Here is a 13,956-nt window from a genome sequence, read left to right on the forward strand (position 1 = left end):
TCGACCGCTTCTTACTTCGCCGTGTCGGCGACGAGGCGCTCGACGGCGTCGACGGCCTCGCCGACGGCGGCCGGGTTCTGGCCACCGCCCTGGGCGACGTCCGGCTTGCCGCCACCGCCGCCGCCGAGGGTCTTGGCGGCGGCGCGCACCAGGTCACCGGCCTTGAGGCCGCGTTCGCGGGCGGCCTCGTTGGTGGCGATGACGGTGAGCGGCTTGCCGTTGTTGACCGTGAAGAGGGCGACCACGGCGGCCCGTCCGCCCTGGATACGGCCGCGCACGTCGAGGACCAGCTTGCGCAGGTCGTCCGGGGTCGTACCGTCCGGGACCTGGCCGGTGACGACGGCGATGCCGTGCACGTCCTTGGCCGACTCGACGAGACCGGCGGCGGCCTGCAGCACCTTCTCGGCGCGGAACTTCTCGATCTCCTTCTCGGCGTCCTTCAGCTTGCCGAGCATGGCGGAGACCTTCTCCGGAAGCTCCTCCGGGCGCCCCTTGATCAGCTCCTGGAGCTGGGCGACGACCGTGTGCTCACGGGCGAGGAAGTTGTAGGCGTCGACACCGACGAGCGCTTCGATACGGCGGACTCCGGAGCCGATCGACGACTCGCCGAGCAGCTTCACCAGGCCGAGCTGGGAGGTGTTGTGGACGTGGGTGCCGCCGCACAGCTCCTTGGAGAAGTCGCCGATGGTCACGACACGGACCCGCTCGCCGTACTTCTCGCCGAACTCGGCGATGGCGCCCTGCTTCTTGGCCTCGTCCAGGCTGAGGATCTCGGCGTGCACGTCCAGGTCGCGGGCGAGCACCTCGTTGATCTTCTGCTCGACGTCGGTCATCACGGCGGTCGGAACCGCGGACGGCGAACCGAAGTCGAAGCGGAAGCGGCCCGGCTGGTTCTCGGAACCGGCCTGCGCGGCCGTCGGACCGAGGGCGTCGCGCAGCGCCTGGTGGGTGAGGTGGGTGGCCGAGTGGGCGCGGGCGATGGCGGTACGTCGGCGGACGTCGATCGAGGCCTCGGCCTTGGCGCCGACGGTGACCTCGCCGAACTGGACGACGCCCTTGTGGACGTAGACGCCCGGGACCGGCTTCTGGCAGTCGCGGATCTCGATCACGGCACCGGACTCGACCTTGATGCGGCCGGTGTCGCCGATCTGTCCGCCGCCCTCGGCGTAGAAGGGGGTGCGGTCGAGGACGATCTCGACCTCGTCGCCCTCGGTGGCGGCCGGGGAGGAGACGCCGTCGACGAGGATGCCGACGATGGTGGACTCGCCCACGGTGTCCGAGTAGCCGATGAAGTCCGTCTCGCCGGCCTGGTCGGCGATGGCGCGGTAGGCGCCGACGCCGGCGTGGCCGGTCTTCTTGGCCTGGGCGTCGGCCTTGGCCTGGTCGCGCTGCTGCTTCATCAGGCGGCGGAAGCCGTCCTCGTCCACGGAAAGGCCCTGTTCGGCGGCCATTTCGAGGGTGAGGTCGATCGGGAAGCCCCAGGTGTCGTGGAGCAGGAACGCCTTGTCGCCGGCGAGGACCTTGCCGCCGGACTCCTTCGTGTCGGCGATGGCCGTGTCGAGGATGTTGGTGCCGGCCTTCAGCGTCTTGACGAAGGCGGCCTCCTCGGCGAGGGCGACGGTCTCGATGCGCTGCCGGTCGGTGACGAGTTCCGGGTACTGCTGGCCCATCATCGCGATGACCGTGTCGATGAGGTCCTTGACGACGAGGCCGGTGGCGCCGAGCAGTCGCATGTTGCGGATGGCTCGGCGCATGATCCGGCGCAGGACGTAGCCGCGGCCCTCGTTGCCGGGGGTCACACCGTCGCCGATGAGCATCACGGACGTCCGCATGTGGTCCGTGACCACGCGGAGGGAGACGTCGGACTCGTGCGAGTCGCCGTACTCGACACCGGTCAGCTCGGTGGCCTTCTTGATGACGGCCATGGAGGTGTCGATCTCGTACATGTTCTGCACGCCCTGGAGAATCATCGCCAGGCGCTCCAGGCCGAGGCCCGTGTCGATGTTCTTGCTGGGCAGCTCGCCGAGGATCTCGAAGTCCTCCTTGCCGATGCCCTCGCCGCGCTCGTACTGCATGAAGACCAGGTTCCAGATCTCCACGTACCGCTCGTCGTTGACGGCCGGGCCGCCCTCGACACCGAACTCGGGGCCGCGGTCGTAATTGATCTCGGAGCACGGGCCGCAGGGTCCGGGGACGCCCATCGACCAGTAGTTGTCCTTCTTGCCGAGGCGCTGGATGCGCTCGGCCGGGACGCCGATCTTGTCGCGCCAGATGGTCTCGGCCTCGTCGTCGTCGAGGTAGACCGTGATCCACAGGCGCTCGGGGTCGAGGCCGTAACCACCCTTGTCCTGGGGCGAGGTGAGCAGCTCCCAGGCGTAGGTGATGGCACCTTCCTTGAAGTAGTCGCCGAAGGAGAAGTTGCCGCACATCTGGAAGAACGTGCCGTGCCGGGTGGTCTTGCCGACCTCTTCGATGTCGGGTGTGCGCACGCACTTCTGCACGCTGGTGGCGCGCGGCCACGGCGGCTTGACCTCGCCCAGGAAGTACGGCTTGAAGGGGACCATGCCGGCGGGGACCAGGAGCAGAGTCGGGTCGTCCGCGATGAGCGACGCCGAGGGGACAACGGTGTGGCCGCGCTCCTCGTAGAAGCTCAGCCAGCGGCGGCGGATTTCAGCCGACTCCATCAGTGGTCCTCATTCCGGTTGTACGAGTACGTCGTCCTGTCGACGAACTTCGGGTTGCTGCGGTTCTCGATGGCGATGTGCTGCCTGGGGGCGGGGAGTTCGGGGTCGACCGGGGCGTTGATCCCCAGTGCGTCGCCGAGTTCGGCCTCGCGCTGGGCCATGCCCGCGCGGACGTCGAGCGCGAAGCCCACCGCGCTGTCCTTGAGCCGGTGCCCGGCTTCGAGCGCCTTGTTGGCCGCGGAGACGGCGAGGTGCTCGGGGGTCAGCTGCTTCAGCTTGCGATTGACCTTGGTGGTCGCCCAGACACCGGCGGCCACGCCCGTGCCGAACCAGAACGTACGGCGGAACATCGCTCGGTCAGTCCTTCTTCCGGGTGCGTTTGCCCCGCCGTCCGGCCGGAACGGTACGGCCCACGATCACCGTACGACGGGACGGCCCGGACGGCGCGGGCACGTTCTCGCGCCGGCCGCCCAGGGCCCGGCGGACGCCGTAGCCGAAGGCCGCGACCTTGACGAGGGGGCCGCCGAAGGTGGAGGCGACGGTGGTGGACAGGGCGGAGGCGTTCGACGTGACTTCCTGGACGTCGGAGGCGATCGCGTCGACCCGGTCGATCTGGGTCTGCGCCGAACGTACCGCCGCGGAGGCGTCAGCCAGGAGCGGGACGGCCTGGTCGGTGACGTCCGCGACGAGCTTGGTGGTCGCCTTGAGCGTCTGGGCCAGCCTCACCAGTGCGACGGCGAGGAAGGAGACCAGGATCGCCCAGAAGACGGCCACCAGGATCCCGGCCACCTCTCCACCGGACACCTGACACCCTCTCTCACAAACACCTGTAGATAACTGGTCCCGAGCCTATCGCGCCGGGGATGGCGCTCCGTACCGCATTCCCGCCCCGCGCGCAGTGGAGTTGGGTGAAGCGATTGTACGGACTGAATACGGTTCAGTACGCTCCGTGTTCCATGCGAGCTTCCCATGGCGGTGACGCCACCGCGGACGGCAATCTGCCCCTCGAACCCGACCGGTTCGTGGGCCGCTCGGCCGAACTCACCGAACTGGCGCGGGCGCTCGACGCCTCGCGTCTGGTCACGGTGACCGGGCCCGGCGGAGTCGGCAAGTCCCGGCTCGCGGCCCACGCGGCGGCCCGGTCCGCTCCCCCGGACGGCGTGTGGCGGGTGGAGCTGGCACCGGTGCGCGATCCGGAACTCGTGGACTTCGCGGTCGTGGAGGCGCTGGGGCTGACGGATCACACCACGCGGTTGCCGCGTGAGGCGCTGCTCGCGCATCTGGCGGAGCGTCAACTCCTGTTGGTGCTGGACGGGTTCGAGCATCTGGTGGAGGTGTGTGCGCCACTGGTCGCCGAGTTGGTGGGACGGGTGCCGGGGCTGCGCGTACTGGCGGTGGGGCGGCGGCCGTTGGAGCTGGCGGGCGAGCGGGTGGTGGCGCTGGCCCCCTTGGGCGAGGGCGAGGCGGTGGAGCTGCTGGCCGCGCGTGCCGAGCAGCAGGGGGTCGTCCTCGGCGAAGAGGACGCGGACGTACGGGAGTTGTGCCGGCGGCTGGACGGGATTCCGCTCGCCGTCGAACTGGCGGCGGGGCGGCTGCGGGCCCTGTCGCCCGGGGAGTTGCTGGCGCGGTTCGACGACCGGTTCCGGCTGCTGGCCGGTGGGCGCAGGGACGCGTTGCCCCGGCATCAGACACTGCGGACGGCGATCGGCTGGAGCCATGAACTGTGCACCCCCGATGAGCGGTTGCTGTGGGCGCGGCTCTCGGTGTTCGCCGGGCGCTTCGACCTTGAGGCCGCCGAGTACGTCTGCGGCGGCGACGGACTGCCCTCGGACGGTGTCCTCGACGTGCTGTCCGAACTGCTCGCGCAGTCCGTGATCGTCCGCGAGTTGACACCGACGGGTGTGCGCTACCGGATGCTCGACACGATCCGGGCCTACGGCGCCGACTGGCTGGAGGCGACCGGGGACGCGGCCCGGCTGCGGCGCAGGCACCGCGACTGGTATCTGGGGCTGGCCACCTGGTGCGAGCTCGACTGGTTCTCGCCGCGCCAGGGCGAGGTCGCCGCGCGGGTCGAGGCGGAGCTGCCGAATCTGCGCGGTGCCCTGGAGTACTGCCTGACCGAGCCGGACCAGACGCATCTGGGCCAGTACCTGGCGGGCTCCCTGTGGTTCTACTGGGCGGGCTGCGGACGGCTCTCGGAGGGCCGGCACTGGCTGGAGCAGGCCGTTCAGCTCGACTCCGCCAACGACCAGTCGCGGCTCAAGGCCCTGTGGGTGCTCGGCTATGTGGCGATCCTCCAGGGCGACACCGTGCCCGCGCTGGCCGCGCTCCAGGAGTGCCGCGAGGAGGCCGACCACACGGCGAATCCCACAGCGGTGGCCTACGCCGAACACCGCACCGGCTGCCTGGCGCTGGTCACCGACGACATGCCGCGCGCGGAGACCCTGCTGCGCTCGGCTCTCGACCGTTACCAGCAGATCGGCGAGCTGAACAGCAACGTCCTGATGGGACAGGTCGAGCTGGCCATGGCCCGGGCCTTCCAGGGCGACCTGGCCGACGCGGTGAAGCTGTGCGAGGACGTACGGCGGGTGTGCGAGGACCACGGCGAGCGCTGGACCCGTTCCTACGCGCTGTACGTCCTGGCCTACGTCGCCTGGAGCGAGGGCCGACTCCCGCTCGCGCGCGACCTGTTGGCGGACTGTCTGGGCAGCGCGCACGGTTTCCGCGATCTGCTGGGCTCGGTGCTGGCGGTCGAACTGCTCGCCCTCGTCACGGCGGCGGAGGGCGACGCCGCCGAGGCCGCGCTGCTGCAGGGCGCGGCGGGCGGGATGTGGCCGTCAGTGGGACTGCCGCTGTTCGGTTCGGCGTACTACAACGCCCCGCACGAACTGTGCGAGGCGATGGCCCGGGAGCGGCTGGGCGACGGGCCGTACGAGGAGCGCGTACGCGAGGGTGCGCGGCTCGGCCGGGAGGCCGCCGTGGCACGGGCGCTGGGGCCGCGGCAGGCCCTCGACGCCGTACCGCTGCCGCGTGGGCCCGTACGGCACGCTCCGATGGGCGTGGACATGCGAAAGCCCGCCGCCTCGCCCACCCAGGGCGGGGAGACGGCGGGCTGACGCGAAGGGTGGTGCTACGTCCGTTGAGCGATCAGCGGGCGTAGTACTCGACGACGAGCTGCTCGTCGCAGATCACCGGGATCTCCTTGCGGTTCGGCTCACGGTCCAGGCGGAAGGCCAGGGCGGCGAGGTTCACCTGGAGGTAGCGCGGGGTCTCGCCGTCGGGGGCGAAGCCACCGGCGCGGGAGACCTCGAACAGGGTCTTGCTGCGGCTGCGCTCGCGGACCATGACGACGTCGTCCGGCTTGACGCGGAAGGACGGCTTGTCGACCTTCTGGCCGTTGACCTCGATGTGGCCGTGCACGACCATCTGGCGGGCCTGGTAGATCGTGCGGGCGATGCCCGAACGCAGGACCAGCGCGTCGAGACGACGCTCCAGCTCGATGATCAGGGCCTCACCGGTCTTGCCCTGGACCTTGGAGGCACGCTCGTAGGCGCGGACGAGCTGGCGCTCGGACACGTCGTACTGCGCGCGCAGACGCTGCTTCTCCAGCAGACGGACCTTGTAGTCCGAGTTCTGCTTGCGGCCACGACCGTGCTCACCCGGCGGGTAGGGACGGGCCTCGAAGTACTTGACGGCCTTCGGGGTCAGCGCGATGCCGAGGGCACGCGACTTCTTGACCTTGGGGCGGGACTGGTTCGCCACGATGTCTCTCTCTGTCTGTCGGCTTGTCAGGGTGGTGAGGGAGGTCGCATCCGCAGCCGGGGAAACCCGTCGGGCCCCTTGCGGGACCTGCCGGGCAGCCGCTCCCCTGATCTGGGCACTACGTGCAGCACGCGAGTGGCCCACCGACCGGTCCCGCCGTACGGCGGATGGTGGTGGGCTGCCCGCGACACCATTCGAACGGTGCGCGACGCTCCTGGAGCCGGTCCGAGAACTGGGTTCCTTGACTGGCTCCGGCTGACCGTCCCGTTCTGACAGCACGGGACACAGCACTTCGGGGGATTCTACAGGGTGCTCAGGACCGCTTACGACCAAGGTGCTTTCTGGTCCACTCCACGGCGTCCGCGTACCGCGCCTCCGCCCCGTGCCGGGTCGGCTCGTAGTACTCGCGGTCCTTCAGCTCCTCCGGGGCGTACTGCTGCTCGGCGATCCCCTCAGGGAGGTCGTGCGGGTAGACGTACCCCTGGGCGTGCCCGAGCTTGGCCGCGCCCTTGTAGTGCCCGTCCCGCAGATGCATCGGCACCGGGCCCGCGTGCCCCTTCCGCACGTCCTCCATCGCGGCGCCGATCGCCGTGGTCGCGGCATTCGACTTGGGGGCCAGGGCGAGCGCGATGGTGGCGTGGCTGAGGGTGAGCGCGGCCTCCGGGAAGCCGATCATCGCCACGGCCTGGGCGGCGGCGACCGCGATCGGCAGTGCGTTGGGATCGGCAAGGCCGATGTCCTCACTGGCGGAGATCATCAGGCGGCGGGCGATGAAGCGAGGGTCCTCGCCGGCCTCGATCATGCGGGCGAGGTAGTGCAGGGCCGCGTCGACGTCCGAGCCGCGGATGGACTTGATGAGGGCGCTGGCCACGTCGTAGTGCTGGTCGCCGTCCCGGTCGTACTTCACGGCCGCGCGGTCGACGGTCTCTTCCAGGGTCTGGAGGGTGATGTCCGGCTCGCCCTTGTCGAGGGCGGCCCCGGCGGCGGCCTCCAGGGCGGTCAGCGCGCGGCGGGCGTCGCCGCCCGCGATCCGCAGCAGGTGGTTCTCGCTGTCCTCGGGGAGGGTGACCGCGTCCTTGAGACCGCGCTCGTCGGACAGGGCCCGGCGCAGCAGGGCGCGCAGGTCGTCGTCCGTGAGGGGTTCGAGGGTGAGGAGCAGGGAGCGGGACAGGAGCGGGGAGATCACCGAGAAGTACGGGTTCTCCGTGGTCGCCGCGATCAGGGTCACCCAGCGGTTCTCGACGGCGGGGAGGAGGGAGTCCTGCTGGGCCTTGCTGAAGCGGTGGATCTCGTCGAGGAAGAGGACGGTCTCCTTGCCGAAGCCTCCGGTCGCGCGCCGGGCGCCGTCGATGACCGCGCGGACCTCCTTGACGCCCGCGGTGATCGCGGACAGCTCCACGAAGCGCTTGTTGGTGGCCTTGGAGACGACGTAGGCGAGAGTCGTCTTCCCGGTGCCGGGCGGACCCCAGAGGATCACCGACGACGGTCCCGCCGGGCCGCCCGCCCCCTCGCCCACCAACCGGCGCAGGGGTGAGCCCGGCTTCAGCAGGTGCTGCTGGCCCACCACCTCGTCGAGGGTGCGCGGGCGCATCCGGACCGCCAGGGGACTGCTGGACGGGTCCTTCTCCTGGCGTTCTTCGGCTGCGGCGGTGAACAGGTCGGGCTCCACGTCCAAAACCCTATGTCACGCCACTGACAATCCCGTCGGGACCGGGGTCAGGCCCAGAGCTGGGTGCCCCAGCGGGTCAGGATCAGCATGGCGATGATGCCGACGTGGGTGACCGGGAGGACCCAGGTGAACTCGCCAAGGAAGTTCTTCACCGGGCGGGGGGCCTTCAGGAAGTCGTTGCGGATGTTGAACGAGGTGACGTACCAGAACATGGTGATCGTGGCGACCCAGGCCAGCGAGCACCACAGGCACAGCGCGTTGATCCGGTACAGCGACTGGAACTGCAGCCAGGTGCAGAAGCCCACTCCGAAGAGCGTGCCGAAGTTGAAGGTCAGCCAGTACCAGCGCGGGAACTTGACCCGGGTCAGCAGGCTGACGCCGACGCAGATGACGATGCCGTAGGCGACCAGGCCGAGCATCGGGTTCGGGAAGCCGAAGGCCGAGGCCTGCTTGCTCTCCATGACGCTGCCGCAGGACACGATCGGGTTGATGCTGCAGCTCGGGGTGAACGTCTTGCCCGCGAGCTTGCCCTCAAGGATCTTGAACTTGTCGATCGTGATGACCCACGCGGCGAGCAGACCGGCCGCGCCGGTGATCACCAGCAGCACGGCGAAGGCCCGGCTGCTGCCGACCGTGCGCGGCTCCCCGGCCGTGCGCTCCGGCTCGGAGTCGGTGGAGACGTCCTTCACTGTCGTCTTGCTCATCACGCCGATCCGTCACTTGAGAGTTGGACCATCTTCGGGCAGGGCCATTGTGCCGCACGCACGGCCCTGTCCACCGTTCGGTGGACATAAGGAAGTACGCACGGTCGTCCCTGAGCGCCCGATTCCGGACGATGCTCATGGCATGACAACACAGGCGAACGAACTCGCAGTGGATGTGCGGGGGCTGCGCAAGCAGTACGGGGACGTGACCGCCGTGGACGGAATCGACCTGGAGATACGCACCGGGGAGGTGTTCGGCCTGCTCGGGCCCAATGGCGCGGGCAAGAGCACCACGGTGGAGATCCTCCAGGGCAACCGGGGCCGGGACGCGGGCGAGGTCCTGGTACTCGGGTCGGACCCGGCGACGGGCACACGCGCGTGGCGTTCGCGGGTCGGCATCGTCTGGCAGGACGAATCGGCACCCGCGGAGTTGACTGTCGGCGAGACCGTACGGCACTTCGCCCGCTACTACCCGCGTCCGCGCGACCCCGAGGAGGTCATCGGCCTGGTGGGTCTGGAGGCCAAGGTGGACAGCCGGATCAAGGCGCTGTCGGGCGGCCAGCGCAGGCGTCTGGACGTGGCCCTCGGGGTGATCGGCGACCCGGAGCTGCTGCTCCTGGACGAACCGACGACCGGTTTCGACCCGGCGGCCCGGCGCCAGTTCTGGGACCTGATCCGCAAGCTGGCGGGCGAGGGCACCACGATCCTCCTCACCACCCACTACCTGGAGGAGGCGGAGAACCTCGCCGACCGCCTCGCCATCGTCGCCAAGGGCCGGGTGGTCGCCGAAGGCGAACCGGCCGCCCTGCGCGAGCGCCACGGCACCGGAGCCACCGTCGAGTGGACCGAGCCCGACGGCACCCCGCGCGCGGAGCACACCGACACTCCCACCAAGGTCGTGGCCGAACTCATGCACCGCTTCGACGGCGAGATCCCCGGTCTGCTGGTGACCCGCCCCACCCTGGAGGACGTCTACCTCCGGCTGACCGGACAGGAGGACGTGCGATGACCACGACGGCAGAGCGGGCCCGGCCCCGGACCTCCGAGGAACGGCTGCCCGGCGCCTGGGGGCTCGGGCTGCGGCGCGGGGTGCTGGAGCTCAGGCAGTTCTTCCGCCAGCGCGACCAGGTGGTCTTCACCTTCGCCTTCCCGGTCGTCTTCCTCTTCCTCTTCGCGTCGATCTTCAAGGACGACGTCAGGGGCGCGGGCGTCACCGCCTCCCAGCTCTACGTCCCGGCCATGATGGCCGCCGGCATCATGTCGACGAGTTTCCAGTCCCTCGGCATCTCGATCGCGATCGAACGCGACGAGAAGGTGCTGCGCCGACTGCGCGGGACGCCGATGCCACCGGCCGCGTACTTCCTCGGCAAGATCTGGCTGGTTCTGGTCACGGGCCTGCTGGAGACGGCGATCCTGCTGCTCGTCGGGACCAGTTTCTACGGCGTCGACCTGCCCTCGTCCGCCGGCAAGTGGCTGGACTTCGGGTGGATCTTCGTGCTCGGTCTCACGGCGTGCGCACTGCTCGGCATCGCGGTCAGCTCGGTCCCCAAGTCCGGCAAGAGCGCGACCTCCGTGGTCGTACTGCCCTTCCTGGTGCTGCAGTTCATCTCCGGGGTGTACATCTCGATCGACACGATCCCGGACTGGATGCTCAACATCGGTGCCCTGTTCCCGCTGAAGTGGATGTGCCAGGGGCTGCGCGGGGTGTTCCTGCCCTCGTCGGCACAGGTGCTGGAGCAGGCCGGGAGCTGGGAGTTCGGGAAGATCGCGCTGGTGCTCGGGGCGTGGTGCGTCGGAGGATTGCTGCTGTGCCTGCTGACCTTTCGGTGGAAGAACCGGCGCGACGGATGACCGTTCCCGCCCCGGTGAAGGGGTCGTACACCTGGGACCGCTCCTTCCGGCTCTGGGACACGTACTTCGCCCTGATCTGGCTGGCCACCCTGGTGTTCGTGCTCGGCACGGACAAGCCGGGGTGGCCGGTGCGCGTGGTGGCGGCCGGGCTGCTCGCCCCGCTGGTTCCGCTGTACGTCTGGTTCGGGCGCCCTGTCCTGCGGGGCGATCCGCCCGACGAGCGGCGGGCCGTCTCCTACCTCGCGGCGCAGATGGCGCTGTTCCTGCCGTCGGCGGTGCTGGTCGGCGAGACCCGGCTGATGGCCTTCGCGCTCGTCCCGCCCTGCTTCATGATGCTGCGGCTGCGCTGGGCGCTGATCGCGGTGACCGTGATCAACATCGTGCCGGTGATCGGCTGGGCGCTGCTGTGGTGGCCCGGCGCCCACGACGTGTTCTTCAACTCGGTGTTCGCCGTGGTCACCCTGGTCTTCTCGATGGCCCTGGGCACCTGGATCATCCGGGTCATCGAACAGAGCCAGGAGCGCGCCGAGTTGATCGCCGAGCTGGACGCGAGCCGTCACGAGGTCTCCCGGCTGTCGTCGGCGCACGGCGCGCTGGCCGAGCGGGAGCGCATGGCCCGGGAGATCCACGACACCCTCGCGCAGGGCTTCACCAGTCTGCTGATGCTGATCCAGGCGGTGGAGGCCGAGCTGGACGAGGACGTCCCCCAAGCCCGCCGCCACCTCGCGCTGATGGACGAGACCGCCCGGCAGAACCTCGCCGAGGCCCGCGCCCTGGTCGCCGGCGGCACCCCGGCCGACCTCGCCGACGCCACACTGCCGGACGCCCTGCGCCGGCTCGCCGCACGCCATGACGCGGCGCTCCAAGTCACCGGCCCGGTAAGGACGTTGCCTGCCGCGCCCGAGGTGGTCGCCCTGCGTTCCTGCCAGGAGGCCCTTGCCAACGCCCGCAAGCACGCGGGGAGTTCGGCGACGGTGAGCCTCACACTGGCGTACACCGACGCGACGCTGACCGTCTCGGTGCGGGACGACGGGTGCGGTTTCGACCCGGGTGCGGTGTCCGGCGGCTACGGCCTGGCGGGGCTCCGCAGCCGAGCCGCGGAGGTGGGCGGGACCGCGCGGGTTCGCAGCGCGCGGGGCGGGGGCACGACGGTGACCGTAGAGCTGCCGGTGTCGCCCGTATCACCTGCATCGCCTCCATCGCCCTTGAGGAGTCCCCGATGATCCGGATCGTGCTGGCCGACGACCATCCCGTCGTACGGGAGGGCCTGCGCGCCATGCTCAGTGCCGAACCGGATCTCGACGTGGTCGCCGACGCGTCCAGCGGGCCGCAGGCCGAGACGCTGGCGGCCGAACTCCGGCCCGACATCGTGCTGATGGACCTGCGTATGCCGGGTGGCGGAGGTGTCGACTCCATCGTGCGGATGAGCGAGGCCGGGCTGCCGTGCCGGGTGATCGTCCTCACGACGTATGAGACGGACCGGGACATTCTGCGCGCGGTGGAGGCGGGAGCGGCGGGTTATCTGCTGAAGGATCTGCCGCGGGGTGAGCTTGCCGACGCGGTACGGGCCGCTGCGCGGGGCGAGACCGTGTTGGCGCCCTCGGTGGCCGCCCGGTTGGTGGACCAGTTGCGGACGAAGCCGGAGCGGCCGCGGTTGTCGGAGCGGGAGACGGCGGTGTTGCGGTTGGTGGCGGAGGGGTGCACCAACGCGGAGATCGGGCGGCGGTTGTACATCGGGGAGTCGACGGTGAAGACCCATCTGCTGCGGGTCTTCGGGAAGTTGGGGGTGGACGACCGGACTGCGGCGGTGACGAGTGCGATGCGGTTCGGGTTGCTGGACTAGGGATTCCCGCCCCCGCTCCTCAAACGCCGGACGGGCTGGATTTTCAGCCCGTCCGGCGTTTGAGGACGAGGCCGTTCAGGCCGAAGCCCGTCCCTGGGGGCGCAGCCCCCAGGGACGGGACGGGTAGGGGCGGCGGGGGCGAAGAAACCGGTCCCCGCCCCCACCCCCCTCAGCCCAGCCTCGACTCCAGTTCCGCCACGATCTCGTTCACCGCGACCGCCGACTGCTCGCCGGACTCCATGTCCTTGAGCTGGACGACGCCCTCGGCGAGGTCGCGTTCGCCGGCGACGATCGTGTAGCGGGCGCCGCTGCGGTTGGCGTTCTTCATCGCACCCTTGAGGCCCTTGGAGCCGTAGGAGAAGTCGGCCGCGATGCCCAGCTTGCGGAGTTCGGTCACCTTGGCGAAGAGGACCCGGCGGGCCTCCTCGCCCAGCGGGACGGCGAACACGCTGGTGGACGCGGGGAGTTGGAGTTCGACGCCCTCCGCCTCCAGCGCGAGGACCGTACGGTCGACGCCCAACGCCCAGCCCACGGAGGGCAGTGCGGGGCCGCCGATCATCTCGGAGAGGCCGTCGTAGCGACCGCCGCCGCCCACCGCGGACTGGGAGCCCAGACCGTCGTGGACGAACTCGAAGGTCGTGCGGGTGTAGTAGTCCAGGCCGCGGACCAGCTTCGGGTCGTCCTCGAAGGAGACGCCCGCCGCCGTGATCAGCTCGCGGACCTCCTCGTGGTAGGCCTTGCACGCGTCGCACAGGTAGTCGCGGAGCAGCGGCGCGTCCGTCAGCTGCTTCTGGACGTCCGGGCGCTTGTCGTCGAGGACTCGGAGCGGGTTGATGTCCGCGCGGCGGAGCGTCTCCTCGTCGAGGTCCAGGCCCCGGAGGAAGTTCTGCAGCGCCTCCCGGTAGACCGGGCGGCACTCCTTGTCGCCCAGGCTGTTGAGGAGGATGCGGAAGTTCCTGAGGCCCAGAGAGCGGTACGCCTGGTCCGCCAGGATGATCAACTCGGCGTCCAGCGCCGGGTCCTCCGCACCGATCGCCTCGGCGCCGACCTGGGAGAAGTGCCGGTAACGGCCCTTCTGGGGGCGCTCGTAGCGGTAGTAGGAGCCCGAGTACCAGAGCTTGACGGGGAGGTTGCCCAGCTTGTGCAGGTTGGCCTCAAGTGCCGCGCGCAGTACGGAAGCCGTGCCCTCGGGGCGCAGGGCCAGCCGGTCGCCGCCCTTGGTCTCGAAGGCGTACATCTCCTTGGTCACGATGTCGGTGGACTCACCGACCCCGCGCGCGAAGAGTTCGACGTTCTCGAAGCCGGGCGTCTCGATGTAGCCGTAGCCGGAGTTGCGCAGCGGGGCCGCGATCGCCTCGCGCACGGCGAGGTACTTGGCCGACTCCGGCGGAATCAGGTCGTACGTGCCCTTGGGGGCCTGGAAGGTACTCACGAAAAGTCTCT

At 70.0% G+C, this 13,956-nt stretch carries 12 protein-coding genes; 5 read left to right on the plus strand and 7 right to left on the minus strand.

Features of this window, described 5'->3' with window-relative positions; genetic code table 11:
- Positions 1-11 precede the first annotated feature (11 nt).
- From alaS to ACWDEW_RS35520, 3 genes are read right to left on the minus strand one after another with little or no spacing between them, the layout of a single operon-like run.
- Positions 12-2,684, minus strand: a complete 2,673-nt coding sequence (alaS, locus tag ACWDEW_RS35510) for an alanine--tRNA ligase (protein ID WP_450518463.1) — start codon at positions 2,682-2,684, stop codon at positions 12-14.
- Positions 2,684-3,034: a hypothetical protein gene (locus tag ACWDEW_RS35515; RefSeq protein ID WP_381257109.1), complete on the minus strand. Its 351-nt coding sequence runs from the start codon at positions 3,032-3,034 to the stop codon at positions 2,684-2,686. The genes alaS and ACWDEW_RS35515 overlap by 1 nt, the downstream gene beginning before the upstream one ends.
- A 7-nt stretch (positions 3,035-3,041) precedes the next feature.
- A complete protein-coding gene (locus tag ACWDEW_RS35520) occupies positions 3,042-3,488 on the minus strand; it encodes a DUF948 domain-containing protein (RefSeq protein ID WP_450518466.1) in 447 nt (148 codons plus the stop codon).
- A gap of 152 nt (positions 3,489-3,640) precedes the next feature.
- Between ACWDEW_RS35520 and ACWDEW_RS35525 the strand changes: the two genes are divergently transcribed.
- Complete coding sequence (locus ACWDEW_RS35525) at positions 3,641-5,800, plus strand: ATP-binding protein (RefSeq protein WP_450518468.1); 2,160 nt, start codon at positions 3,641-3,643, stop codon at positions 5,798-5,800.
- A 31-nt stretch (positions 5,801-5,831) separates the two neighbouring features.
- Here ACWDEW_RS35525 and rpsD read toward each other — a convergent pair whose 3' ends face one another.
- The 3 genes from rpsD to ACWDEW_RS35540 form a co-directional block, all read right to left on the minus strand.
- Positions 5,832-6,446 carry a 30S ribosomal protein S4 gene (gene rpsD, locus ACWDEW_RS35530; RefSeq protein WP_362660023.1) on the minus strand — a complete coding sequence of 205 codons (615 nt, stop codon included), beginning with the start codon at positions 6,444-6,446 and terminating at the stop codon, positions 5,832-5,834.
- A 313-nt stretch (positions 6,447-6,759) separates the two neighbouring features.
- On the minus strand, positions 6,760-8,115 hold the full coding sequence (locus tag ACWDEW_RS35535; protein WP_450518471.1) for a replication-associated recombination protein A: 1,356 nt from the start codon (positions 8,113-8,115) through the stop codon (positions 6,760-6,762).
- Positions 8,116-8,162: 47 nt separating this feature from the next.
- The gene (locus tag ACWDEW_RS35540; protein ID WP_450518473.1) at positions 8,163-8,819 is read right to left on the minus strand and encodes a vitamin K epoxide reductase family protein; all 657 of its coding nucleotides are present in this window, start codon (positions 8,817-8,819) and stop codon (positions 8,163-8,165) included.
- 142 nt (positions 8,820-8,961) lie between these two features.
- On the opposite strand from ACWDEW_RS35540, the gene ACWDEW_RS35545 reads away from it, so the two are divergent.
- From ACWDEW_RS35545 to ACWDEW_RS35560, 4 genes are read left to right on the plus strand one after another with little or no spacing between them, the layout of a single operon-like run.
- Positions 8,962-9,828: an ABC transporter ATP-binding protein gene (locus ACWDEW_RS35545; RefSeq protein WP_359614048.1), complete on the plus strand. Its 867-nt coding sequence runs from the start codon at positions 8,962-8,964 to the stop codon at positions 9,826-9,828.
- Positions 9,825-10,670 carry an ABC transporter permease gene (locus ACWDEW_RS35550; RefSeq protein WP_450518475.1) on the plus strand — a complete coding sequence of 282 codons (846 nt, stop codon included), beginning with the start codon at positions 9,825-9,827 and terminating at the stop codon, positions 10,668-10,670. Before ACWDEW_RS35545 ends, ACWDEW_RS35550 begins: the two co-directional genes overlap by 4 nt.
- Positions 10,667-11,893, plus strand: coding sequence for a sensor histidine kinase (locus tag ACWDEW_RS35555; protein ID WP_450518477.1), 1,227 nt, complete (start codon positions 10,667-10,669; stop codon positions 11,891-11,893). The genes ACWDEW_RS35550 and ACWDEW_RS35555 overlap by 4 nt, the downstream gene beginning before the upstream one ends.
- The gene (locus ACWDEW_RS35560; protein WP_450518479.1) at positions 11,890-12,513 is read left to right on the plus strand and encodes a response regulator; all 624 of its coding nucleotides are present in this window, start codon (positions 11,890-11,892) and stop codon (positions 12,511-12,513) included. The genes ACWDEW_RS35555 and ACWDEW_RS35560 overlap by 4 nt, the downstream gene beginning before the upstream one ends.
- A gap of 169 nt (positions 12,514-12,682) precedes the next feature.
- Here the strand turns inward: ACWDEW_RS35560 and hisS are convergent, their stop codons facing one another.
- Complete coding sequence (gene hisS, locus ACWDEW_RS35565) at positions 12,683-13,945, minus strand: histidine--tRNA ligase (RefSeq protein WP_450518481.1); 1,263 nt, start codon at positions 13,943-13,945, stop codon at positions 12,683-12,685.
- Positions 13,946-13,956 lie beyond the last annotated feature (11 nt).

The organism is Streptomyces sp. NPDC001100, from assembly GCF_053598575.1.